The 22960-nt window shown below is 40.5% G+C and carries 21 protein-coding genes; 15 read left to right on the top strand and 6 right to left on the bottom strand.

The features are described from left to right. Window positions 1–2 precede the first annotated feature (2 nt). The 3 genes from ACO1XM_RS16385 (at window position 3) to ACO1XM_RS16375 (ending at window position 4685) form a co-directional block, all read left to right on the top strand. Window positions 3–836 (top strand): CheR family methyltransferase, encoded by an 834-nt coding sequence (locus ACO1XM_RS16385; RefSeq protein WP_486230946.1) that lies wholly within the window; start codon window positions 3–5, stop codon window positions 834–836. 141 nt (window positions 837–977) lie between these two features. Beyond that, window positions 978–3332 (top strand): penicillin-binding protein 1C, encoded by a 2355-nt coding sequence (pbpC, locus tag ACO1XM_RS16380; protein WP_486230944.1) that lies wholly within the window; start codon window positions 978–980, stop codon window positions 3330–3332. 105 nt (window positions 3333–3437) lie between these two features. Next, window positions 3438–4685 (top strand): OmpA family protein, encoded by a 1248-nt coding sequence (locus tag ACO1XM_RS16375; protein ID WP_486230942.1) that lies wholly within the window; start codon window positions 3438–3440, stop codon window positions 4683–4685. Here ACO1XM_RS16375 and ACO1XM_RS16370 read toward each other — a convergent pair. From ACO1XM_RS16370 to ACO1XM_RS16360, 3 genes are all read right to left on the bottom strand, one after another. Beyond that, complete coding sequence (locus tag ACO1XM_RS16370; protein ID WP_486230940.1) at window positions 4682–6193, bottom strand: tetratricopeptide repeat protein; 1512 nt, start codon at window positions 6191–6193, stop codon at window positions 4682–4684. The genes ACO1XM_RS16375 and ACO1XM_RS16370 overlap by 4 nt on opposite strands. Window positions 6194–6198: 5 nt before the next feature. Beyond that, window positions 6199–7572 carry a pyridoxal-phosphate dependent enzyme gene (locus ACO1XM_RS16365; RefSeq protein WP_486230938.1) on the bottom strand — a complete coding sequence of 458 codons (1374 nt, stop codon included), beginning with the start codon at window positions 7570–7572 and terminating at the stop codon, window positions 6199–6201. 153 nt (window positions 7573–7725) lie between these two features. Continuing rightward, window positions 7726–8691 carry a ligand-gated ion channel gene (locus tag ACO1XM_RS16360; protein ID WP_486230936.1) on the bottom strand — a complete coding sequence of 322 codons (966 nt, stop codon included), beginning with the start codon at window positions 8689–8691 and terminating at the stop codon, window positions 7726–7728. Between the two features lie 65 nt (window positions 8692–8756). Here ACO1XM_RS16360 and ACO1XM_RS16355 point away from each other — a divergent pair, with 65 nt between their 5' ends. From ACO1XM_RS16355 to ACO1XM_RS16335, 5 genes are all read left to right on the top strand, one after another. After that, window positions 8757–9194: a cytochrome B gene (locus tag ACO1XM_RS16355; protein ID WP_486230934.1), complete on the top strand. Its 438-nt coding sequence runs from the start codon at window positions 8757–8759 to the stop codon at window positions 9192–9194. A 99-nt stretch (window positions 9195–9293) separates the two neighbouring features. Beyond that, complete coding sequence (locus ACO1XM_RS16350; RefSeq protein WP_486230932.1) at window positions 9294–11048, top strand: OmpA family protein; 1755 nt, start codon at window positions 9294–9296, stop codon at window positions 11046–11048. Window positions 11049–11055: 7 nt separating this feature from the next. Beyond that, a complete protein-coding gene (gene arfB / locus ACO1XM_RS16345; protein ID WP_486230930.1) occupies window positions 11056–11454 on the top strand; it encodes an alternative ribosome rescue aminoacyl-tRNA hydrolase ArfB in 399 nt (132 codons plus the stop codon). Next, window positions 11451–11657, top strand: coding sequence for a hypothetical protein (locus ACO1XM_RS16340; protein WP_486230928.1), 207 nt, complete (start codon window positions 11451–11453; stop codon window positions 11655–11657). Before arfB ends, ACO1XM_RS16340 begins: the two co-directional genes overlap by 4 nt. 56 nt (window positions 11658–11713) lie before the next feature. Then, window positions 11714–12484: a hypothetical protein gene (locus ACO1XM_RS16335; protein ID WP_486230926.1), complete on the top strand. Its 771-nt coding sequence runs from the start codon at window positions 11714–11716 to the stop codon at window positions 12482–12484. Between the two features lie 17 nt (window positions 12485–12501). On the opposite strand, the gene ACO1XM_RS16330 is transcribed toward ACO1XM_RS16335, so the two are convergent. The 3 genes from ACO1XM_RS16330 to ACO1XM_RS16320 are packed head-to-tail and all read right to left on the bottom strand — an operon-like array spanning window position 12502 to window position 18067. Then, window positions 12502–14553 (bottom strand): TonB-dependent receptor, encoded by a 2052-nt coding sequence (locus ACO1XM_RS16330; RefSeq protein ID WP_486230924.1) that lies wholly within the window; start codon window positions 14551–14553, stop codon window positions 12502–12504. 13 nt (window positions 14554–14566) lie between these two features. Then, entirely contained in the window at window positions 14567–17734 is a 3168-nt protein-coding gene (locus ACO1XM_RS16325) for an AsmA-like C-terminal region-containing protein (protein ID WP_486230922.1), read from the bottom strand. 33 nt (window positions 17735–17767) lie between these two features. Next, complete coding sequence (locus ACO1XM_RS16320; RefSeq protein WP_486230921.1) at window positions 17768–18067, bottom strand: putative signal transducing protein; 300 nt, start codon at window positions 18065–18067, stop codon at window positions 17768–17770. A 40-nt stretch (window positions 18068–18107) separates the two neighbouring features. On the opposite strand from ACO1XM_RS16320, the gene ACO1XM_RS16315 reads away from it, so the two are divergent. Genes ACO1XM_RS16315 through ACO1XM_RS16285 form a run of 7 tightly spaced genes read left to right on the top strand, consistent with a single transcriptional unit; the run spans window position 18108 to window position 22724 of the window. After that, window positions 18108–18620 (top strand): RNA polymerase sigma factor, encoded by a 513-nt coding sequence (locus ACO1XM_RS16315; protein WP_486230919.1) that lies wholly within the window; start codon window positions 18108–18110, stop codon window positions 18618–18620. Continuing rightward, on the top strand, window positions 18610–19116 hold the full coding sequence (locus ACO1XM_RS16310; RefSeq protein ID WP_486230917.1) for a hypothetical protein: 507 nt from the start codon (window positions 18610–18612) through the stop codon (window positions 19114–19116). The genes ACO1XM_RS16315 and ACO1XM_RS16310 overlap by 11 nt, the downstream gene beginning before the upstream one ends. 45 nt (window positions 19117–19161) lie before the next feature. After that, complete coding sequence (locus ACO1XM_RS16305; protein WP_486230915.1) at window positions 19162–19689, top strand: DUF4252 domain-containing protein; 528 nt, start codon at window positions 19162–19164, stop codon at window positions 19687–19689. A gap of 27 nt (window positions 19690–19716) precedes the next feature. Next, window positions 19717–20349, top strand: a complete 633-nt coding sequence (locus ACO1XM_RS16300) for a DUF4252 domain-containing protein (protein ID WP_486230913.1) — start codon at window positions 19717–19719, stop codon at window positions 20347–20349. Window positions 20350–20391: 42 nt separating this feature from the next. Then, complete coding sequence (locus ACO1XM_RS16295) at window positions 20392–20940, top strand: DUF4252 domain-containing protein (RefSeq protein ID WP_486230911.1); 549 nt, start codon at window positions 20392–20394, stop codon at window positions 20938–20940. 28 nt (window positions 20941–20968) lie between these two features. Then, window positions 20969–21868 carry an ABC transporter ATP-binding protein gene (locus ACO1XM_RS16290; RefSeq protein WP_486230909.1) on the top strand — a complete coding sequence of 300 codons (900 nt, stop codon included), beginning with the start codon at window positions 20969–20971 and terminating at the stop codon, window positions 21866–21868. 52 nt (window positions 21869–21920) lie between these two features. Beyond that, complete coding sequence (locus ACO1XM_RS16285) at window positions 21921–22724, top strand: hypothetical protein (protein ID WP_486230907.1); 804 nt, start codon at window positions 21921–21923, stop codon at window positions 22722–22724. The last annotated feature ends 236 nt before the right edge of the window (window positions 22725–22960 follow it).

The following is a 22960-nucleotide window of genomic DNA, read 5'->3' as shown; positions in this document are numbered from 1 at the left end:
TTATGGAAACAAATACTACGTCAGTAGAAGTATCGGAAGAAGAGGTAAAGTCGCTGGCACAAAGTATACTCACCCGCTACGGGATAGACTTTACATGCTATGAGCCAAAATCCTTGCGCAGAAGAATTGTCAGGTTATTAAATCTCTACAACTTTGAATCGGTGCATCATCTGTGGGTAAAGCTACTTCATGACAATACCTTTATTCAGGTTTTTATGAATGAAGTGAGTGTAGGCATGACCTCCATGTTTCGCGATCCTGTTTTTTGGAAACATCTTAAGCAAAGACTTAATACTGATTTTAAAAATAAGCCCTCTTTATCTATATGGCATGCGGGATGCTCTACAGGTGAAGAAGTTTATTCAATGGCCATTTTACTGGGTGAGATTGGATTCAGAGACAAAACCCAGGCGCTGGCTACAGATATTAATATGCATGCCATTCAGGAAGCGAAGAATGGCCGGTATCATAAAATAAAAATGATTGAGAACGAGGCCAATTTTAAAAACTACAATATTTATAGCGATTTTTCTAAATATAGTATTTCAGAAGGCACAGAAGCCATTATGATTGATGATTTGAAAAACTATGCGCAATATGAATACCATAACCTGATAACGGATTCAGTAAAAAATACCTACGATCTGATCTTGTGCAGAAATGTGATGATTTACTTTGATAATCAGGCAAAGGTAAAATTGCTCGATAAATTTTATGAGGCACTTAAGCCAGGGGGGTTGTTTGTCATTGGTTTTTATGATACCATGCTTTCGTGGATTAACTATACTAAGTTTGAATTGATTGATGAGGAAGCCAAAATCTTCAGAAAATGTTAATGTAGTATAAGTAAAAGTCTCAAGCCTTGAACATAATAGCTGATGGCACGTAAAATTCCTGTAATAAATCAGTTGTCATAATATTTTATCAGCCCTTCAATTATTGGATTAGTCCTTAGTGATTATCTTTTACCTTTGTGTATGAGCAAAAAGGTAAAGTATACATCCTTAACTCTTCTGGGAGTACTCACAATTGCTTATTACTTTTTACTACCAGGTAAGTTATTTAGCGATCCCTATTCCACCGTTTTGCTGGCTAATAAAGGCGAACTCTTATCTGCCGGTATTGCCGCAGACGGGCAATGGCGTTTCCCGGAGACAGACACACTGCCTGCCAACTACATTCAAGCCCTGATAACTTACGAGGACAAACGCTTCTTTTCACATCCAGGGTTTGATTGGCGAGCAATCGCACGGGCCACAAAACAAAATTTACGCTCGAAGCATATTGTAAGTGGTGGCAGTACCATCAGCATGCAAGTCATACGACTTTCAAGGAAGAACAAGAGTCGTAATGTTTTTGAAAAACTGATTGAAGTAGTATTGGCCACACGACTTGAGTTACGCTATTCAAAGGAAGAAATTCTGAAACTATACGCATCGCATGCACCCTTTGGCGGCAACGTTGTTGGTATAGAAGCCGCTTGCTGGCGCTATTTTGGCAGAAGCCTGCATGATTTATCGTGGGGTGAGGCAGCCTTACTGGCTGTTTTGCCGAACGCACCTGCTTTGCTTCATCCCGGTCGCAATCCAGAGGCACTCAGGATAAAGCGCAATCAATTATTAGATCGTCTGCAGCAGCAAGGCTTGATTGATGCCTTCACCTGCCAACTGGCCAAGACAGAACCCATTCCGGAGAAACCTCAGGCTTTACCGCGACTGGCCCGGCATGCACTCCAACGTTTAACGAAGTCCGGCCATGACCAAAGTAAAAACCAAACGAGTATTTCATTTAGTTTGCAAGAGCGGGTAGAGCAATTGCTGGAAGAGCAACACAGAAATTTGGCGGCTAACAAAATTAACAATGCGGCCGCCATAGTGCTGGATACACAAACAGGAGCAGTACTTGCTTATGCGGGTAACATTTCAACGGATAAGAAAAATAGTTTTCAAAATGAAGTAGATGTAATTGATGCACCGCGGAGTACGGGTAGCATTTTAAAGCCATTTTTATTTGCGGCCATGCTCGATCAGGGTGACATACTTACTAAAACATTACTTCCCGATGTGCCCACATTCATCAACGGCTTTGCACCAAAGAATTTCTCCAAGCAATATGATGGTGCAGTGCCTGCCGACAAAGCATTGATTCGTTCATTGAATATCCCTGCAGTACATCTTTTGAAAGAGTACCGTTACGAGAAATTCCATACGCTTTTAAAAAACATGGGTATGCGCACACTGCAACAAGCACCTGATCACTATGGTTTGTCATTAATATTGGGCGGAGCCGAGGGCACTCTGTGGGATATAACAGGTATGTATGCTTCCATGGGCAGGGTGTTGAACAATTATTTTCAACATGCAGGTAAGGCCAGATACAATCCAAACGATTGGCATGCACCACATTTGCTTCAAACAAAAGATACTGCCAACAATAAGACACCAGAGGAAAACTCCCAACTTAGTGCAGCCTCTATCTACCAAACCCTTGAAGTGCTTACGGAAGTATACAGACCAGGAGAAGAAACCGGATGGCGATACTTTAGCAATGCAAAAAAGATAGCGTGGAAAACCGGAACGAGTTATGGTTTCAGAGATGGTTGGGCGATAGGTATCACACCTGAATACACTGTAGGTGTTTGGGTGGGTAATGCAGATGGAGAAGGCAGACCGGGATTGACAGGAACCGATGCGGCAGCGCCATTAATGTTTTCTATCTATTCTCAATTGCCGGCAACCACCTGGTTTAAAAAACCATCATCAGAATTTAAAACAATAAATGTTTGCACGTTAAGCGGGCATAGAATAGGTGCTTATTGTGAACGTGCTGATACAATTATGGTACAAGAGAGTGGCTTGAAGTCTGAAGCCTGCCCACATCATAGATTGGTTCATCTTACCCAGGATAAAAAATACAGGGTTAGTTCGGCATGTGCATCGGTGTCAACGATGCGTACCCAAAGCTGGTTTGTGCTGCCACCAGTACAGGAATATTACTACAAATCTAAAAATATTGGCTACCGTACTTTGCCAAGGCCCAAACCAGGATGCCCTGAGTCGATAAACCACATGGATATGATCTACCCTAAGCCAAACGCTAGCATTTTTATCCCTCGGGGATTAAATGGGAATTTAGGGCAGGTAATATTTGAATTAGCTCATAGTCAAACACTTACAACAGTATATTGGCACTTAGACAACCAATATATTGGCGCAACTCAGGGCAGGCATGAAATGGCCATAAGCCCCTCAATAGGCAGGCATATGCTTACCCTGGTTGACGATGAAGGTCAGTCGCTGACCCGGCAGTTTGAGGTCATTTCAGATATGTAAGTATCTGAATGGTAGAATTTTAGTTGTATCCATTTAATTCTTTACTATATTTACAGCATAATTTAATCCTGTTGGTTAAAGTTTTGGCTTTAAACGTATAAGCGCATGAAACCTTCTCCATTTTTTAGCAGGGCAATGCTGTTCATTTTTTTACTTTCCTGCATTGACGTATCTGCTTCACATAAGGCAATACTGCCACCCGACACCATTCCGCATTATGTTGTGATTGGTGCATTCTCTATCCAAAGAAATGCAATCAAATTTGTGAATCATGCTAACCATGATTTAAAGCTGAATGCCAGATTTGAAGTCAATCCACATCGTAAACTCTATTATGTTTATTGTCTAAGCACGAATCAATTGCAAGAGGCCATTGACGAAGCTTTACGTTTAAGGGATAATACCGAGTTACAAGACGCCTGGGTTTATCATGGTTTATTGGGAAATAACATTTCCGCATCAGCCAATAAAGATGTGAATCCTGTTGATCAACAACCGATGGAGGTTGTAGCCGCTGAAGACTCCTATAAACCAGTTGCACCTGTAATCGAATCTGTTCCTGAGAGCGATGTTAACCAAACACATACAAAAGCCACAGATCATGAAGTTGCTCCTGTAATAATTGAAGAAAGCCCTAATGCCAATGGAAAAGCATTTGTTTTTGAAATGACACGATTTGTGGATAGTGTACCTGTGGAAGGAGAGGTGGCCATGATTGATCCAGATAAAGCAAAAAAATTAGGGAGTTATCCGGCAAACAAAGCCATACGTGTTGTTGAGTTAAAGAATAAGACAGGCATGGTAACTTTCACCAGTGAAGTGTTTGGCTATCGCAAAGCGCAGAAAGACTTTAGTTATACAGATCCCCAGACGGATACAAGTGGTGTTAAGGTCGATGAAAATGGTATTATCCATGTTCCATTCGAATTGATTCGTTTGAAGCGAGGTGACTTTGCAATTTTGTATAATGTTTACTTCTTCAGAGATGCAGCTGTCATGCGACCGGAGTCTCGCTTTGAGGTTAATAGTTTATTAGAGATGTTAAAAGAGAATCCTAAATATATAGTCCGCATTCATGGACATACCAACGGTAACCATGCAGGAAAAATCATTTATAAAGATAAGACTAATGAAGATTTCTTTACATTAAATGGCTCTAAGGATGGCTATGGTTCTGCAAAGGAATTGTCGAAAGCCCGGGCTGAAGTTATCCGTGACTATTTAGTGGCACAGGGTATCTCTCCAGAACGCGCTTTAGTAAAAGCCTGGGGCGGTAAGAAATCTATACACGACAAGCATAGCGCCAAGGCACAAGAGAACGTAAGGGTTGAAATTGAGATAGTGAAGGACTAATCCTGATTCTTTTCCACAATTGCACCTTCCAGATTTCTTCCAATCTCTCTGATGATTTTGTCAAGGTCTTCTCCACAGTCTTTGAGAAATTTAAAAATCTGTTCTCGCTCCTCCAAAGAAGCATTAGGCAGCAGATTAATCAAGCCAAGAATACTGGCAACGGGTGATCTCAGTTTATGCGCATTAATAAAAGTATATTCAGCCAGGCGCTGATTCTGTTTCATTACCTGTGAAGTTCTCTCCTCAACAATAGATTCAAGTTTTTTATTCAGCGTTTGCAATTCATCATTGAGTTTTAATAAGCTCTCAGACTGAGTCTGCACTTCTTCTGTTTTATCATTCAACAGTTTATTGACATTCAGAATGCGTTGCCGTTGTAAAAACACCATGATCAATAACACACTGCTTAGCAGCAGCCCTAACCCGATGGCCAGAATAATGATGCGTTGCGATTTTATTTCTGCATTGCGAAGTGCTGTTTCTGCGCGCAGCTCCTGATTTTCTCGTTCTCTGTTTTCAGTTTCATAAATGGTTTGCAGTCTGTTAATCTGCTCTGATTTACTACTTCTGTAAAGGCTGTCGTTTAATTGATTGTATTGATATAAATTATAGATAGCACGATCGAATTTCTGTTGTGCCGAATCCAATCGAAACATGTACAGATAATTGCGGGCCTGCAAATCCTTGGCGTGTATTTCAATAATTAAGCGTTGCGCTTTGGTCAGGTATTCGTTGGCTCTTGCAAAATTTTTCAACCCCTGATAAGCCAGTGCAAAATCCTGATAGGTCTGAATAAGTGAGCGCTTTTCGCCCAATTCAGTCCAAAGCTTTTCGCTGAGTAAGTAAAAGCCGATGGCATCCGTATATTTTTTCTGATCAGCTCTGATGATGCCGTAACTCCAGTAGCAATAAGCAATGACGCGTTTATCATTACTCAGCTTAGCAATGTCTAACGCACGGTTAAGATAATCCAGGGCTTTATCGTATTGCTGCAAGCCAATATAAATCTCACCGATGTTATAGAGGGTCAGCCGCTGACTTTTTAAATCGTTCTTGTTAAGTTCAATTGATAATAGTTGGTACTCCAGTGATTTATCATATTGTCCCAGTTTTTTGTAAACTTCCCCGATGTTGTTATACATCTGCCCAAGACCAACGCTATCGTTAATAGACATATATTGACGGGAAGCAGCCAGATAATAGCTTTGTGCGATTTCATAAACTCCCTCATACCAATAGGTGCTACCCGTAATGGCCAGTGCCCGTGCATACCCCTTGGTGTATTTAAGTGCTAATGCCTGTTGTTGCGCATAGGTACTGAGTTGCCTGGCCGACTGACTGTTGGTCTTTAGATTTTCGAAAGCAATCTCATTCAGCTTGTCAATGAATACTGAATCGTGCGGAACATTTTCAAATTGTTTGGCAAGATTTTCGGGCAGGTCACTTTGGGCATGCAGACTTGTGCTGCATATCCAAAGTATCATTCCTGCCCATCTTGCCAGTTTCATTTTACTTATTGCGCTATGGCTTTAAGCACATCATGCTGTGTAATGATATGCACGTTTTGCTGCTCATCTCTTACCAGTACTGCTTTTGTTTCTTTATTCAGTAATGATGATAATACATCCAATGTGCTGTCAGGTGCTACAAATTGCATGGATTTCTCCAATACTTCTCCAACCTGTTTCAATTGTAAGTTTGAATCACTGATTATTTTTTCAAGCAAGGCAGCTGAGCTTACGCTTCCTATAAAGTGACCGTTCTCAGTAACCGGAATCTGGTCGATGCCTTCCTTACTCATGAGCAGGATTGCTTCACTTACCTTAGTGCTTTTGCTAACAGTGAATAGGCTGTTTTTGCCATTGCGTGATTGAATGATGTCACGTGCTGTTCCAAAGCTGCGCGAATCAAGAAAACCATGATCACGCATCCACTGATCGTTATATACTTTTGCCAGATAGCGAGTGCCATGATCCGGTAATAATAAAACATAGATGTCGCCCTTCTTCATATGGTCCTTAGCATACTCCAGCGCACCATGCATCACAGATCCGCACGACCAACCCACGAAGAGACCCTCCTCTTTAGCCAGTCTGCGTGTCATCAATGCGCCATCTTTATCCGTAACCTTAATAAAGGTGTCTATCAAATCGAAGTTTACGTTCTTAGGCAGAATGTCTTCACCAAATCCTTCTGTCAGGTAAGGATAGATCTCATTCTCATCGAAGATACCCGTCTCTTTGTATTTTTTAAATACGGATCCGTACGTATCAATGCCCACAGAGATGATGTTTTTATTCTTCTCTTTAAGATACTTGGACGTACCGCACATAGAACCTCCTGTACCTACTGTAGCAATGTAATGCGTCAGCGTACCATCAGTCTGATCCCAGATTTCGGGGCCAGTGCTTTCATAATGCGCTTGTGCATTGGAAGGGTTATCGTATTGATTAGGGTAGATCGAATTGGGGATTTCTTTGTTGAGTTTACGCGCTACGGAATAATAGGAGCGTGGATCATCGGGTTCAACATTAGTGGGGCATACCACTACTTCAGCACCGACAGCACGAAGAATGTTAATCTTCTCCTGTGATTGCTTATCGGCCATGGTAAAAATGCACTTGTAGCCTTTGGCGACAGCAGCCAGTGCCAAACCCATGCCTGTATTACCAGAAGTACCCTCAATAATGGTTCCACCTGGTTTTAAAATACCTGCTTTTTCGGCATCCTCCACCATTTTCAGCGCCATACGATCTTTCGTTGAATTACCTGGGTTAAAGTATTCAACCTTAGCCAAAAGCGTTCCAGGCAGGCCTTTACTAAGCTTATTTAACCTGACCATGGGGGTATTACCGATGGTTTCAACGATAGAATTATAAATTTTCATGTGTTAATAATTTTTTTTGGGTAGTCACTTTGCATGGCCAATCTCATTTTCAACTGCTGAATGAGCTTCGCAAATGGCCATTTTATAATTTTCAATAAAGCCTGCAAAATAGGCATTTTCATCCGAATGGATGTTAGGTAAGTGACCCAGGAATTACAGAATGGCCATGCTTACCAGCAAAATATTGGCAATTATATAAAAGCCAATGACTAAACGGGAACCAATCCTGTTTACCGTAGCGCTCTTAACAAATTGCTCATTATCAAAGTATTTCAGGCTGATGGCAGAAACCAACAAGGTGGCCAGAATTCCTAAAAAGGTAATGGTATGAAGAGTATCTACCAGTGTAAAATGAGTAGACTCCGGCAACAGTGAATCGATGATGTATTTATTACCAACAGCAGCAAACAAACCACCAACAGGCAGGCCAAAGCGCGGCTCTAATTCTGATGGTCGCAGGGTAAAGGATATGATGGAAATTAAAAAGGCGATGTACATACCAATGAAAATCTTGGCAAACAAACCCCAAGCATCTCTTTCAATGTCCATGCTGATGTTAAAGGATGCATATTCAGAATGAAGCGCATCGTTACTGGGATCTCCAAAAACCGTAGTGTATTCACTAACAGATGTATTTATTTCAAAGTTGCTGATGTTCCAGCCATCAATGGTGAGTTCGCGATCATAAGCACTGCCATCGCTGTCTAATGCATAGACCAGTGCCTGGTTGTCATACACGGTATTTTCAACCCGCACCACAAGGTGTTGCTTATCAAAGGGAAAATCATCTACATTCCAGTTTTGCTTCATCACGCATTTCATTTTCATGAGCTGCCAGGTTTTACCATCTATCAGATCCATTAAAGGCTCGGGTGTCTCAATATCTTTGGCATTTGGAATATCGATCTGCGTAGCAAAATCAAATGAAGGGTTATCGTAAAGCATCCATAACCAAAAACGAATAGTATATTCTTTATCCCTGAAGTTAATGTCATGAATGTTGATGATATAGGCTCCGGCTTTTACAGTGTCAGGCGTAGGCGATATGTTAATTTCTTCCTGTGCAAAACCAGGACAAGCACTCATAAAAAGCAATAAAATCAGGTAAATAGGTTTCATAGGAGGTAAGATTTTTCGGAAGTGTCAAAAAGCTATGTTAATTTCGGTTTTTAAATCCATATTTTATGTATACAGGGCTTCTTCACGGTCATTCAGGTCTTCGCTATTTAGTGTTGGTTCTCTTATTGGTGGTTATTGTACGGTCTGCTGCAGGTTTTTTGCGCAATAAACCTTTTAGTCAGTTGGACAATGCCTTGAGCCTGGGCTTATTAATCACTACCCATATACAATTCCTGTTGGGATTAATCTTGTATTTCGTAAGCCCTTTTGTGCAGTTTAATGAAAATACAATGAAAGATAGCGGTATTCGCTACTGGGCTGTTGAACATCTTGTGGGTATGCTCATTGCTGTAGTAGTCATTACCATAGCAAGGTCTACCGCTAAGAGAATGACAGAAAGCTTAGCCAAGCATAAGCGTCTGGCTATTTTTAATGGCATTGCATTATTAATTATTATCGCAACCATTATGCAAGGTGGAAGAACCGTGTTCTTCTTTTTCTGATTTGAATAAAAGCCGTTTGGAGCGGTTACTTTTAGTAAGATGTAAAGTATTGTCGCCAATACCTTTTATTGATTGTTGTTTTACCCCAACTGAACTAACATGAAGACTTTTATTTTTACCTTATCACTTTTGGCCAGCATAACAGGTTTAGCGCAGCAATTTTCTGCACGTTATGAGCTTGTGAAATTGAGCAAGGAAGTAAACACACATTACCATGAGGCTGCACCACTGCTTTCGCATGATGCTAGTAAGCTTTACTTTTTTGTACACAACCATCCTGATAATAACTATGGTAAAGAAGGTAGTGATGATATATGGTTCAGTACCCTTAATGAAAAAGGAGAATGGGGGCCAGCGCAACATGCCGGGTCACCTTTTAATAATCATCGCAGCAACCAGGTATTTACAGCCTTGCCGGATGGCTCGCTCTTCATAAAAGGAGGCCGTAGAAAAGACACCAAAGGATTTTCAATGGTTACAACCGGAGGTTCCTTAACAGAAATAGAAATTCCGGGTTTTGAAGAAATGAATAAAGGCCGCTTCTATGGTGCATCCATTTCATCGGATACAAAACACATTATTTTATTTTTTAGCGAAACGCCAACAAGTACGCGCAGTAGCTTGTATGTAAGCAACCAACAGGCAGATGGTAAATGGACAAAACCAGTTAAGTTAAATATCTCTTACAAAGATGATGACTGCGGACCTTTTATCGGGGCAGATGATGAGACCTTATATTTCGCCAGTGATCGCAATGCACCAGGCAAAAGAGGGAAACTTGACATTTACCGCACTAAGCGCTTAGACAATACGTGGCAGAAGTGGTCGCAACCTGAAAACATGGGGCCTTCACTGAATACAGCAGCGGAAGAGTTGTACTTCTGTATGGACAAGCAGGGAAACGTATTCACTAGTCGCGCCAATTCCACCATCGATGGTGGTAACCTGGACATCTTTAAACTGGTGCCACGTGATGTGAACGTAATTGTGAACGGCACCGTTTATAATAAAAAGACAAATGCCCCCATTACGGCCAGTGTAGAAGTAAAAGCCGGGGATAAGCCTCAAAAGATAAATACAAAAGCAGATGGTCGCTTTGAAATACGAATGCCTGAGATCGCGAGCTATGCTTTATCAACTACTGCAGCTAACTTTTTACCCGATCAACAAAACTTTACCCTTCCTACCTTAGGTAACGACACAACGATTACAGTTGATATTTACCTGACACCAATTGCTAAAAAGCTTATCATTACAGGAACCACGTTTGATAAAAAAACCGAACAGCCGATTACATCCATAGTTGAAATTCAGCCAAGACTAAGAAAAGCTGCAAAGATGAATGTAAATGCAGCAGGTGGTAAATACGAGCAGGAACTTGCGGGGATTGGCACTTACTTGCTAACAGCCAAAGCAGATGGGTATTTAAATGCCGTAGACAGTATTGAAGTGGAAGATGTAGAGAATACACCTTTGTTCAAGGATTTATTTCTCGCACCTATTGAAGTAGGACTCACCGTTCGTCTGAAGAATATCTATTTCGATTTTGATAAAACTACCTTAAAGCGTGAGTCTTTTGTAGAACTTGATAAGGTTGTTGACTTCTTAACACAAAACAGTACCGTTGAAATTGAGATATCAGGTCATACCGATGGAAAAGGATCAGATGATTATAACCTGAATTTATCGCAGGGGCGTTCGCAATCGGTAGTTGATTACATTATCAGCAAGGGAATAGAAAGCTATAGGCTTACAGCCCACGGTTATGGCGAAACAAAACCAATTGACTCAAACGACACAGAAGAAGGACGTGCCAACAACAGACGTGTAGAATTTACTGTTGTGAAGAAGTAAATAAACCATGCTTACCGCCAGATCATTATTATCAGAAATTGAATTTACAACTTCCAGAAGTAGTGGTCCGGGCGGACAGAACGTGAACAAGGTTAATAGCAAAGTAACCTTGCGTTTTGATATCAAGCAATCGACACTACTTACTGAGGAGGAACGAACGGTGCTGCTTACTAAACTGGCCAGTAAACTAACTACCGAGGGTGTTTTATTGCTGAATGTTCAGGAGAGCCGTTCGCAGTTAGAAAATAAAGAAAGTGCCATCATCAAGTTTGAGGCACTTATTCGGAAAGCTTTCACAAAACCCAAGGCCCGAAAAAAAACCAAGCCAAGCAAGGCGGCTAAAGAAAAACGCGTAACTGATAAAAAGCAGCGCAGCGAAAAGAAAAAATGGAGACAAAAACTATGAGTGATTTTATTGAACTGCCTGTATTACAAGACGAAGAAAGCAAAACTGAGTTGGTCAATAAAGCCTGCATAGGTCGCATCTATCCGGATCCTCAAAATACAAGGAGGAGCATCGTAGAGCTCAATTACCAAAGTATTAATGATGCCCCGGTTCATTTAGAGGTAGAACTCCCGTACGAAAATCTCCGAACACACTTTCTATAGTACTTTTTTAAACGCTTGATTGCCAATATATTTGCGCCCGGAATAATACTTTATCTATGAGACTTGCTCAGCTGGCGCGTAAATTATCAGTAAAATCTACTGCCATTGTCGATTTCATGGCAGAACAGGCCATTGTCATAGAGGATAGTCCCAATACGAAAATTGATGAAGCGCATGTACGTACCTTACTGGCTCATTTTGCACCCACATTGTTAGTAACGGAGGTGGAGGCCATTGCTCAGGAACAAGATGAAGTACCTGCTGAAGTAACAACGGAATCTCTAAAAGAACTGGTGACTGAGGAAGTGCCAACATTAGAAGTGCCAATGAATGCCGCTGATGATGCTCCCTCGGAAGAGGTAATAGAACAGCTTCCTGATGTGATCAGGGCGCCAAAGATTGAGCTGAGTGGCTTAAAGGTTTTGGGTAAAATTGAATTACCGGAAAAGAAGAAAAAGGAAGAGCCAGCAGTGTTAAACACGGAAGTGGAAGCAACAGATACTGACGCGACAGCACCCCGTATCCGACCACATGAAAAGAAACTCACTGACAGGAAACGTGCTGAAAGACCTAGACGTAATCCTTTATCCGAAGCAAGAGAGCGTGAGAAGCGTGAAGAAGAGGAGAGAAGAAAAGCCGAGGAAGAGAAAAGAAAAGAACTAAGAAAACAAAAATACCTGCAAATAAGACAGGCAAAGACACCTTCTCGTACAGAGAGGGTAAAAGTTGAGAAAGAAGTTAAGAAAGTACCTGCCAAAAAGAAAAAAGAAGAATCTGTTTCTTTATTTACACGATTCATGCGCTGGCTGACGAGTAATCAAACCTGATTTCATTAGTAAACTGTTTATTCTCTTTGTTTGGAGAAAGGTTTTATTTCAAGACCGATCGAAAAATTTCTACGCGCTGCTGCATTGTAATAACGGCCCCCTATGGCATTTAAATCATGACCAAGACTGTATTTTTCATCCAGCAGGTTGTCGATGAAAAAAAATACTTCTACAGGTAATTTTCCTTGGTGTCTGTATCCCGCTTTAGCAGAGATCAACCAAAAGTAAGGTGCGTAAATAGTATTGGCATCGTTAAGGGGAATGTGGTCGTAGTAATTGGCAGTAGCATTAATGTAAAAATGTTGTTTAATGTTAATGTCTACACCTGTGCTTAAGGTATTCGGTGCAACACCAGTGATTTTATTGTCAGTATAATTATTACCGTCTTGCACATAATCTTTAAAGAAATAATATTGTCCGGTATAACTTGCAAAGTAATTGGCAGAAATTACGTTCTTCCATAGTGTTAGCTCATCATACGCGAAACTCAACTCAATACCTTGCTGACTGGTTTTGCCGGCATTCACAAAGTACTCAGCGCCATCATTATTTCTTTGAATGACAATGGCATCCTTTAACTGAAAGTTGTAAGCCACCATATCGAAAACACCTTTTTTAAGCACTCGTCCACGGATACCTATTTCAGTGTTAAGTCCGACTTCTGCATTCAATGTATTGTTGTATGCTCCGGCAGAAGGTCTCACCTCTGCCAGCGATGGTGGTGAGAAACCCTGACTGATACTTCCATGTACTGAATAGCCATTTGAGAATTTCTTCGCTAAACCAATTCTTGGAAAAAGAGAAGGGGAAAAATTCCTTGTTTGATCTATAGCAGGCGTGGGGAATTTTCTGGTGAATTGGTAACGCAGCATATTTAAGCTGACACCGGTAGTAAGAAAGAAATTCTGTGGCAGGTCGGTCTCACTTTGTAAAAACAGAAGCCCTCCTGAAGATTGTAAAAGATCATCAGTTTGCATTTGGCTGGCTAGGCCTGCATCATTGTCATAAACCTGTAGGGGAGAGTTGAAGTATTGGAATTCACCGCCAACGCTGAGTTTATTGTCAAGGCTCAACAACGGATGCTTGTATTGTAATTCAGTTCGCAAACCAATATTTTTTTCTATACGCTTTTCATAATTTCTAATGCTCGGATTTTTAAAATCGGTAAGGGAAACAATGGCACCTGTTTTTAGCAAGAAATCGGAACCTAATTCGGCTTCATAAGCCGTTGAGATCAGGTGGGTAAGGTTTGTAACCGCGGCTTGCTGTTCTACAGCGCCCTGAATTGTCGGTGTGGCAGGTCTTGCTTGTTGGGGATCGTCTTCAAATTGTGCTTTGGTTAAACCTCCGGGTGTTTGGTAGTATAAATTCCCTACAAGGTACGAAGCTGTAATTTTTCCATGTTCACCTGCTTGATATTGCCAATCTATCCCGGCATTAAAACGTTTCATTTCTGATTGCTCACGGTAACCTTCCGCTTGTTGATAAGCACTTCGCATGGCAAGGGTCGACCGATCGGATAGTTGAAGATTGGTGCTCGCCTGTAGCCTGAATAAACCGTAACTGCCATGCGTAATTGAAAAGCGTGTAGCTTCAGGGTTGTCAATAGCACTGTTCATTAATACAACTCCTCCTGTACCCGCACCATATAAGCTTGCACCAGGGCCCTTTATGATTTCCATTGAATTGAGTGCATCGAAATCGAGTAAGTTTAGATAGGTATTGCCACCCCCATCGGTAAATGGAAGCCCGTCTCTGTAAAACTTAATATTGCGAATACCAAAAGGCGAGCGCAGTAAACTACCCCGGATAGAAAAACGGTAACTCCCGGGAGAGCGTTCTTCCATGCGAACGCCTGGGATAACATTGACAGCGGGTATCAAACTATTGCCTGCAAAGCGTGTCAGATTTTTACTCGTCAGCACTGAAACAGATCCTGCTAACTCTGTGATAGGCCTATTACTTTTAAAAGCCTTAACAGTAAGCTCCTGAAGGTACCGAGCTGAATCTTGCCCCTGTACTAAAGTGGCAACAGTAAAAAGCAGAAGTGTAACACAGTGGCGAAGCATGAAAAGTCGGATGTTAATTGTATTGATTCTTATCCTTACCTAAAGAAATTTTATAGTTATCGGGCGTGCCGGTAATCTTCAGGTTAATAAACCGTACTTTTTTAGTATCATCTTTGTATTGGATTTCATCCTCTCCTTCAGGTTTTCCGCTACTGCCAAACAGCTTTTGTGAGCCTACTTGTGTTACCAGTTTCCAGGGTACGCGCAGGTAATACTCCATGTTCATATTCATATCCTGCTTCCCCGATATTTCAATAAAACCTAGTGTGGAGTTGATGGTCATATTGGGAATAGAGAGTATGCCATTGGTCATATCCAGTTTATTATGCAGGGTATCAAACAATACACGCGACAGATTTTTATCTTTAAAATAATCAGACACTGCATCGAGAGCGGCATAGTGCTCTAACCGACCCTGCGTTACGTCTACGTCCATATGAATTTCAGAATCATCAAGAATCGGAACCATATCAGCATGCATGTGAATTTTACCTGTTAACGTGCCGCTAAGTTTTCCATGTAAATTCTCTGATACAAGATGGTCCTGCCCGAAGTTTTCAAATTTAAAAAGGAGCTTATCTAAATCTACCTTGTGCAGTTTCATAACCGGACTAAAATAAATTTTGTTTCTATCAGATCCATTAAAATAGCCATGAAGGTTGATTTTTCCGCCCGCGGCCATCAGCGACATACTATCCACATAGATGTAGTGATTTTTATTTGTTCTGGCCTTTAGAAAAAAATCATCGATTAAATAGCGATGATAGTTAAGGTGTTTGATGTCGGCATCAAACGTCATGTCAGTAAACGGAATATCGTAGATATTAAAAACGGCTTCATGATCTTCGGGTTTGATTTGCGCATTTGCAGGAGGTGGATTATAATTAAATAGTTCATCAAAATCCAAACGCGGGGCCGTAATGCTGAAATGATTGTCTCTTTTTTTGATGGCTTCATCGTTACCAAAATAATAATGGAGGTTAACATTGAACTGACTTTTACCCAGTTTACCACTGAAATTCTCTACCAGCAAGTGCTCACTTTCATAGTGAAAGCGTCCTTTAAACTTTTCGAAACGCAAAGGATGTACCTTCATTTGTGTCTCCATTTTATCAATGTAGACATCGGAAGATTTTAATCCTTTATTGAAATGCAGGTCAGCAAAACCATGTATTGCTAAATTTTTAAATTCTTCATGTCTGTAATCTTCGGGCACAAAGTTTTCGCCTCCATAGGCAAACAAATCCTCTAGTTGCAACAAGGTTGAGGTTAGGTTAAACTCAACTTTAGTATCACCCAGTGGATCTACATTAAACCAGAGATCATAATTTTTGAGTTTACCGGTAAAATGAAAATCACTTTTGTCGATCATGCCGGTAAAGTCCACAATGCGGAAGTCCTGGTTGTCTACAAATACATCGGCATGAAAATCGTGCAGTTTGTGCGGATAGTGGGTGAGTTGTGCGTACAAGTCTTCTATAAAGAATTCACCGATCGGTAGATTAGGGGACTCAGTAAAAGCTTTTGCGCTGCTATTGAATTTAAGTTTCATACTTAAATCTTTAATGGCCTCATCAACAGGTTTTGAGTTGGCTGTATCGTATGCAGTCAATTGCTTAATGTTCAGTAAATTTGATTTGATGTTCAGTACAGCACTTACCGGATTGTTGGTATGGTGAATGATAGCAGGTAAATCGCTGATCTTTGCCTGAAAACTGATATCAGAATCCCCAATTTTTAAGCTTACGTTTTCTATATCGGCTTCATGTCCATCCATCTTTGCTTTAATATCTATATCATGAATGGGCAAGTGGTATTTACTGGTGGTAAAGCTGAGGTTTTCCACTTCCAACTCTGTAAAATACGATTCATTTAATTTCTCTATACTTCTTTCCGGATTAGATAAGTCAATGATATCGTGGAAATTCATAGTGAGTGCCACACGACCTTTTAGATCCTGCAGGTCATTGATGTTTAAGAACTTTGAAAGAAAGTCGAGATCAAACTCTGATTTAAGCTGCATATTAATTTCAGGGGATTCGAAATTCTTTACCAGCAGGTTGCCACTAAAAACCCCAGCTTCAGGTTTAGCAGTAAAATCGATAAGCGAAAACTCCATTGTAGAAGCATTTCTGTTTTCTCCTGTAGTGAAATGTCCCTTAAAATAAAGATCGTCCAGCCGCTTTTTAGAAATCTTATTGTCAAAGAAAGCATCTTCGCAGCCAAAGTCTGCTACTACGAGCGGGTTGTGTCCGTTAATGGATTTTCCTTTTATACTGGCTTCAAAAAATATTTTACCTGCATTATCGTATCGTTGTAAGGCAGGAGCTAACTCTTCTGGCGCAAAGGCCATGAATAAGTTGAAGTTAGGCTTGTTGCCGTGGAAGTTGATATCGAGGTTCATGTCATCATCAAAATCGATGCTGCCATCCATTTTGAAAAGGGCTTGTTCCAATTTAACTTCTGATGGCTGAATGATTAATTTTTGTTCCAGACTCAGGTAATCAAGTTCTGTTTGTATGTCAAAGTGTTTGTGTTTTACAAAAGTTGTATCACCATTCATGATGACGTTCAACATGAAACGGCTATCCAGTGAAACAAATACATGGTCTTGACTTGTTTTAAAAGTTGAGGTAGCATCATCAATGAAAGTTTCAAGTATCAGGTTATTGGCTTCGTTTACTTTTAATAGATCTACATTGATCAGTTCAATTTTTTTCAAATGCATGTGAAACTCCTCTGCCGGATCTTCAATTTCTTTTTTGGCAGATAAAGCATTCGCAATGTTGAAACTTCCATCGGTATGTTGTATCAGTTCAATAAAGCCGTCTCTCAGCTTAATCGATTTAATATCGACTGAGCCACCAAGCATGGCCCAAAGGTCAAAACCAACATAAACATCCCTTAATTTTAGGATAGCCTGCTGTTTTTTGTCTTTCGATTCGTAAACGCTTACGTTATCCAGATCGATAGAGATATAGGGAAAATTGGCAAACGGAGACACATGGCTGTCTTCAATACTTAATTCGCCAACAAAGTCCTCATTGACGGTGTTTACCAGTTCTTGAACGATAGCATCTTGTTTCCAGAAAAGAATAGCCACTACTATTGAGAATGCGAGTAGGGGGAGGGTTAAAAAACCAATAATGAGTCTAAGCCAGAATTTTTTGCGATTCTTCATGTTTCAACAATTCGAATGTTACACAAGGCACATCTAACTTGGCAGTCCACCAGTTTGGCCTTCCTGCATGATCTCGTGCACCCGTTCTTTATCAGCTTCAAAGATATACAGCCTCACTTCCATTCCCTTCATAAAAGGCAGGGGATAGAGGGAAGAAACCGTTTCATTGGTTAAAAAACAGGGTATTCCATAAGCATCCAGTTTAGTTTTTACCAAATTGGCGTCAATTACAGAGTCGTACTTATTAAAAAGGATGATTTTGTCGTTCTCTTCCATAAACTTAAAGGCAAAAGATACGATGGACGGTAAATATTTTAAAATCTTTTGTAACATCGTACACCTGCTACCGTCTTGTACTTGAATTCAATAAGGAATGAATTTCGAATCTTTTCAAAATCGAGTATTACCTGCAAAAAACAAGCTTTTCCGCTTCGCCCTACGCTTAGTAGGGAGCGAGGAGGAAGCCAAGGATGTGGTGCAGGAAGTAATGATCCGGGTTTGGAACGGACGAGAGCAAATGGCAGAAATTCAGAACATGGAGGCCTGGTGCATGCGCATCACCAAGAACTTGTCGCTGGATCGCATTCGCTCAAACAACCGAAGACAAACCCAGCCGATTGATGGAAGCTTTGATGTTCGTAACGAAGCGTTAACGCCTCATGAATCAACTGAACTACATGAGAGTATGCAGCGAATAAACCAACTAATGGCCGCATTGCCCGATAAGCAACGGCAAGTAATGCACCTCCGCGATGTGGAGGGCTACAGCTACAATGAGATTTGCGACATTTTGGAGATTGATATGAACCAGGTGAAAGTAAACCTGTTCAGAGCCCGGAATGCTGTACGTGAAAAACTGACTAAAGCAAATGCCTATGGACTCTAAGAAAATAGAACAGCTGCTGGAAAAGTACTGGGAGTGCGAAACAACACTGGATGAGGAAAAAACTTTGCGCGAGTTTTTTAATCAGGCAGAAGTGCCCTTACATCTTAAGGAATCCGCGTCTTTGTTTCGATACTTTGAGCAACAACGCCAACAGGTGATTACCGATGTGGCTTTTGAGGGGCGTCTGAAGAAGGCGATTGAACCCCCGAAAGGAAAAGTGAGAAGTCTTGTGTACAGCAGTTTAAGAATTGCTGCCGGCATAAGTGTGGTGTTGGCATCCTTCTGGCTAGTGCGTACGCAAATACGCGAAGATCAGCCACAAGAGATTACCGATACTTATGACGACCCGAAAAAGGCTTTTGAAGAGACGAAAAAAGCTTTGCAAATGATCTCGAAAAATTTCAGCAAAGGACAAAAAGCCACTGCTAAATTAAATCTGATCAATGAAGCAAAGGAAAAAATACAAACTAAAGAAAACGACAAGGCAGATAGTTAATAACTGATTGCAGAAAAATAATTAAGAACTTAAAAAATGATAGATATGAAAAAGTTGATGTTAGTACTTGTGATGGTGGCCGGATACGGTATTGCTTTTGGTCAGACTGATGCCATCTCAAAGTTTTTTACTAAATACCAGAATGATGAGAGTTTCAGCAATGTAACTGTAAGCAGCAAAATGTTCAGCTTGTTTACCAACATGGAGGTAGAATCTGCAGAAGATAAAGAAGTAGTTGAAGCCATCAGTAAAATCAAAGGCCTTCGTATTTTAGCTAAAGAAGATGCAAGAAATGCGCGTGAGTTGTATAAAGAAGCATTCACATTAATTCCGATAAAGGACTATGAAGAGTTGATGACAGTGCGTGATAAAGACCAGGACATGAAGTTTCTGATTAAAGATGACGGAAAAGGAAAAATTTCTGAACTGATCATGGTAATGGGTGGCACAACCGACTTTATGATCATGACTCTATACGGAGAAATTGATTTGAAGCAGGTAAGTCGCATTGGTAAGCGTATGGACATCGATGGCCTTGATAAGCTGGAGAATCTCGATAAGAAAAAGAACTAACAAGCACTTAAAATCAAAACATGGTCTGTGAAAGCAGATCATGTTTTTTATAAAGCTGAACGTAATCAGGATTGGTCTTTTCGCAAGATTAATAGCTACGTTCTGAAGAATACCGAACCTGTGGTATTGTTCATACAGAATCCGCGTTACAATTACTTAACTACTCTTGAAAAAATCATAAAAATGAAATCATTTGTTATATCTATGCTTTTGCTGCTGACAATTTCAGCAGCTAACAGTCAACACAATAGTATAAGGGTTTTGAAAGATCGCTTCCGCGGAGAGGCGGATGTACATTCGTTTAAACTCGAAGGCCTAATGGCTAAATTAGCCTTGAAAGTGATTGATGATCATGAACTGAAAGAGGCTATTTCCGGGGTGCGAAGTATAGAGTTTATTACCATTCCGAAGGTGGCATTTACACAGCAACGTGTTTCGGTTAGTGGCTATATGAAATTTTTAGAGGAAAATCATTTTGAAAATTTAATGGAGGTGAAAGATAAGGGTGAAGTGATTACTTTTATGTTAGCGCCTGGAAAAAAACGTGATTACTATGTGGTGATTGTTGATAACCCTCGCGAAGTAGTAGTATTTGAATTGAAGGGACATATTGACCCGGCTATGCTTACCAGTGGAAAAATTACTTCAGCAAGTCTGTAATCTTTTGCATAAAACGTACACTTATTCTATAAATAAAAGCATATGAAAGCAGCCGGCATTTTTCTTACCCTGATATTTTGCAGTATCATGGCATCAGCACAAAGCAAGACTACCCAAGCCTTGCATGATGCGAATAAAGATGCCCTTGCACTGTTCTTCTATAAAAACACCTTGAAGATGCTAAACCAGCAGGAGAGCAAGGAGTTCGATGAATTAATAAAAGACATTGAGAAAATGAAGTTTCTCATTGTGAGCAAAGAGGCAGCAAATTTTACTGTCAATAAATTTAAATCGTTGGTGGCTGATTATAAAGGTGAAGGTTACGAAGAGATAATGACAAGCCGTATGGATGGCAGAAACTTCGATATTTATTTGAAAGAGAAAGGTGGTAAGGTAGCTGGTACCGTAGTATTGGTTAATGATGAAGAAGATCTCTATGTACTGGATATTTTAGGAAGCGTGCCAGTAAATAAAGTGCCACAGTTTTTCCAAACAATAGATCAGAGTTCTGACATTGGCAAAATGATTAAAGAATTTGCTGGTGATAAAAAGGACAGCAAGAAGGATACTAAAGAGAATGAGGATAATTAACAGCAACGGTTAAATCAACCAATTCCCTATGCAAACAGTGTTATCAGTAAAAGGTCTTACCAAAAACTTTGGTAGAATCTGCGCAGTAAATCAATTGAACCTTGAGGTGAAGGCAGGCCAGGTATTTGGTATGCTGGGACCTAACGGAAGTGGTAAAACAACAACCCTGGGCATGCTCATGGGGGTTACCAATCACTCAGCGGGTGAGTTTAGCTGGTTTGGCGAAGCACCCTCGCACACCATTAGAAAACGCATAGGGGCTGTGTTGGAGCATCCGATTTTTTATCCATACCTCAGCGGACAAAAGAACCTTGAGCTGAATGCAACCATTAAGCAGGCCGATCCTGCAAATATTGCCAAGGTACTTGAAGTGGTTGAGTTGACTGCCCGCAAAGATGATAAGTATAAAACGTATTCGCTGGGTATGAAACAACGCCTGGCCATTGCCTCTGCCTTGGTGAGCGATCCTGAAATTCTGATTCTCGATGAACCCACCAATGGTTTAGATCCGATGGGTATTGCTGAGATCAGACAAATTATCAAGCGCATTGCAGCGGATGGCAAAACAATAATTTTAGCAAGTCATCTTTTAGATGAGGTACAGAAAGTATGTACGCATTATGCGGTGTTGCGCAAAGGGCAATTGGTACACAGTGGCCCGGTTGATGATGTTGGAAGGGGCGAGGAGCTCGTGGAAGTTAATGCTTACCACGATGATCTTGGACTGATTTTGCAAAAATTTGAAGGAGCAAAATCAGTAAAGCGAGATGGCGCTAATTACGCAGTGCTGATGAATGATGGTTTTCATAGCCACGACTTAAATAAATTTCTGTTTAATAATGGTATTGTAGTTTCTTATCTGGCTACCCAGAAGAAGAGTTTAGAAAAACAATTTCTGGAAATACTTGCAGAGAATAAGAAGCCTTAAGACCTCAACGGACTTGATAAAATTGTAACACAACATTTTAAAGCTCAGCACCATGCTTCATTTGCTTAAAATTGATTTAAAAAAAATGACCAGCTACCGTACTTTTTGGGTAGTATGTGGTTTATACTTTTTAACACTGGGTTTTACTACGGCCAGTGGTATGGAGTTTCTGAAATGGCTAGCCTCTAAAGGTGCCGACTTTGGTGCTTCCATCAATATTGATAGAATTCCACTCTATCATTTCCCGGACATCTGGCAAAATCTGATTTATATAAGTGGATTCTTCAAGCTGATTCTTGCCTTCATGGTGGTGATTTCAGTAACGAATGAATTTACTTACCGTACGATCAGACAAAACATTATAGATGGTTTGAGTCGCTCCGAATTTTTGATGTCGAAGGTATTAACCAATGTGCTGTTGAGTATTCTAAGCTGTTTCATGATTTTCTTTATTGTCATGTTAACAGGTTTAATCTATACCCCGGAGCTTCAGTTATCCTACCTGTTTTCTGACATCGGTTTTCTTGCTGCTTACTTTTTAGAGATATTTGCCTTTCTATCTTACGCATTAATGCTGGGCTTACTAATACAGCGATCGGGATTAACCATTGTGGTGTTAAGTCTATCGCACATGATTGAGTTTATTGTGAAGGCCAATCTTGACGACACCTTCCCAGCTATTATTCCCTTTTTCCCAATGGAAGCGATTAGTAATTTGGTGGCTATGCCTTTCCCACGTTACGTCTTTCAGGAGATACAAGACTATGTAAGCGTAACTTCAGTAGCCGTGGCGTTGTTCTGGATTACAGCCTTTAACTACTTCAGTTACCTGAAGCTTAAAAAAGCAGACTTGTAATATCCCAACATTTTAAAAAAGTAAATGCGGCCTCGTGCCGCATTTTGTTTTATTGTTGTATGGTTGATTTACTCAATCCCACGATGTCTTGTGGTTTGCGTCTTCATTGAAGACCTCATTCTATTAGCCTGTGGTCGGTGTTTTCATCGATTATTCCTCATCAGAGTCTCTTGGGAAGTGGGTGGGCATAAGCGTAAGGACTCTGAGAATTAAGATTATACTATGTAAAGTAGCCT

The organism is Chryseotalea sp. (assembly GCF_057350905.1).
Note: the sequence above shows the minus strand (reverse complement) of the source record. Positions and strands in the feature narration are given on the sequence as shown.

What these genes read in the sequence shown, in the direction of transcription:
- ACO1XM_RS16365 (WP_486230938.1), bottom strand. Translation starts at nt 7,572, where the DNA reads ATGAAAATTTATAATTCTATCGTTGAAACCATCGGTAATACCCCCATG.
- ACO1XM_RS16305 (WP_486230915.1), top strand. Translation starts at nt 19,162, where the DNA reads ATGAAAAAGTTGATGTTAGTACTTGTGATGGTGGCCGGATACGGTATT.
- ACO1XM_RS16295 (WP_486230911.1), top strand. Translation starts at nt 20,392, where the DNA reads ATGAAAGCAGCCGGCATTTTTCTTACCCTGATATTTTGCAGTATCATG.
- ACO1XM_RS16330 (WP_486230924.1), bottom strand. Translation starts at nt 14,553, where the DNA reads ATGCTTCGCCACTGTGTTACACTTCTGCTTTTTACTGTTGCCACTTTA.
- ACO1XM_RS16310 (WP_486230917.1), top strand. Translation starts at nt 18,610, where the DNA reads ATGGACTCTAAGAAAATAGAACAGCTGCTGGAAAAGTACTGGGAGTGC.
- ACO1XM_RS16290 (WP_486230909.1), top strand. Translation starts at nt 20,969, where the DNA reads ATGCAAACAGTGTTATCAGTAAAAGGTCTTACCAAAAACTTTGGTAGA.
- ACO1XM_RS16370 (WP_486230940.1), bottom strand. Translation starts at nt 6,193, where the DNA reads ATGAAACTGGCAAGATGGGCAGGAATGATACTTTGGATATGCAGCACA.
- ACO1XM_RS16320 (WP_486230921.1), bottom strand. Translation starts at nt 18,067, where the DNA reads ATGTTACAAAAGATTTTAAAATATTTACCGTCCATCGTATCTTTTGCC.
- ACO1XM_RS16315 (WP_486230919.1), top strand. Translation starts at nt 18,108, where the DNA reads ATGAATTTCGAATCTTTTCAAAATCGAGTATTACCTGCAAAAAACAAG.
- ACO1XM_RS16325 (WP_486230922.1), bottom strand. Translation starts at nt 17,734, where the DNA reads ATGAAGAATCGCAAAAAATTCTGGCTTAGACTCATTATTGGTTTTTTA.
- ACO1XM_RS16285 (WP_486230907.1), top strand. Translation starts at nt 21,921, where the DNA reads ATGCTTCATTTGCTTAAAATTGATTTAAAAAAAATGACCAGCTACCGT.
- ACO1XM_RS16385 (WP_486230946.1), top strand. Translation starts at nt 3, where the DNA reads ATGGAAACAAATACTACGTCAGTAGAAGTATCGGAAGAAGAGGTAAAG.
- arfB (WP_486230930.1), top strand. Translation starts at nt 11,056, where the DNA reads ATGCTTACCGCCAGATCATTATTATCAGAAATTGAATTTACAACTTCC.
- ACO1XM_RS16375 (WP_486230942.1), top strand. Translation starts at nt 3,438, where the DNA reads ATGAAACCTTCTCCATTTTTTAGCAGGGCAATGCTGTTCATTTTTTTA.
- ACO1XM_RS16350 (WP_486230932.1), top strand. Translation starts at nt 9,294, where the DNA reads ATGAAGACTTTTATTTTTACCTTATCACTTTTGGCCAGCATAACAGGT.
- pbpC (WP_486230944.1), top strand. Translation starts at nt 978, where the DNA reads ATGAGCAAAAAGGTAAAGTATACATCCTTAACTCTTCTGGGAGTACTC.
- ACO1XM_RS16340 (WP_486230928.1), top strand. Translation starts at nt 11,451, where the DNA reads ATGAGTGATTTTATTGAACTGCCTGTATTACAAGACGAAGAAAGCAAA.
- ACO1XM_RS16355 (WP_486230934.1), top strand. Translation starts at nt 8,757, where the DNA reads ATGTATACAGGGCTTCTTCACGGTCATTCAGGTCTTCGCTATTTAGTG.
- ACO1XM_RS16335 (WP_486230926.1), top strand. Translation starts at nt 11,714, where the DNA reads ATGAGACTTGCTCAGCTGGCGCGTAAATTATCAGTAAAATCTACTGCC.
- ACO1XM_RS16360 (WP_486230936.1), bottom strand. Translation starts at nt 8,691, where the DNA reads ATGAAACCTATTTACCTGATTTTATTGCTTTTTATGAGTGCTTGTCCT.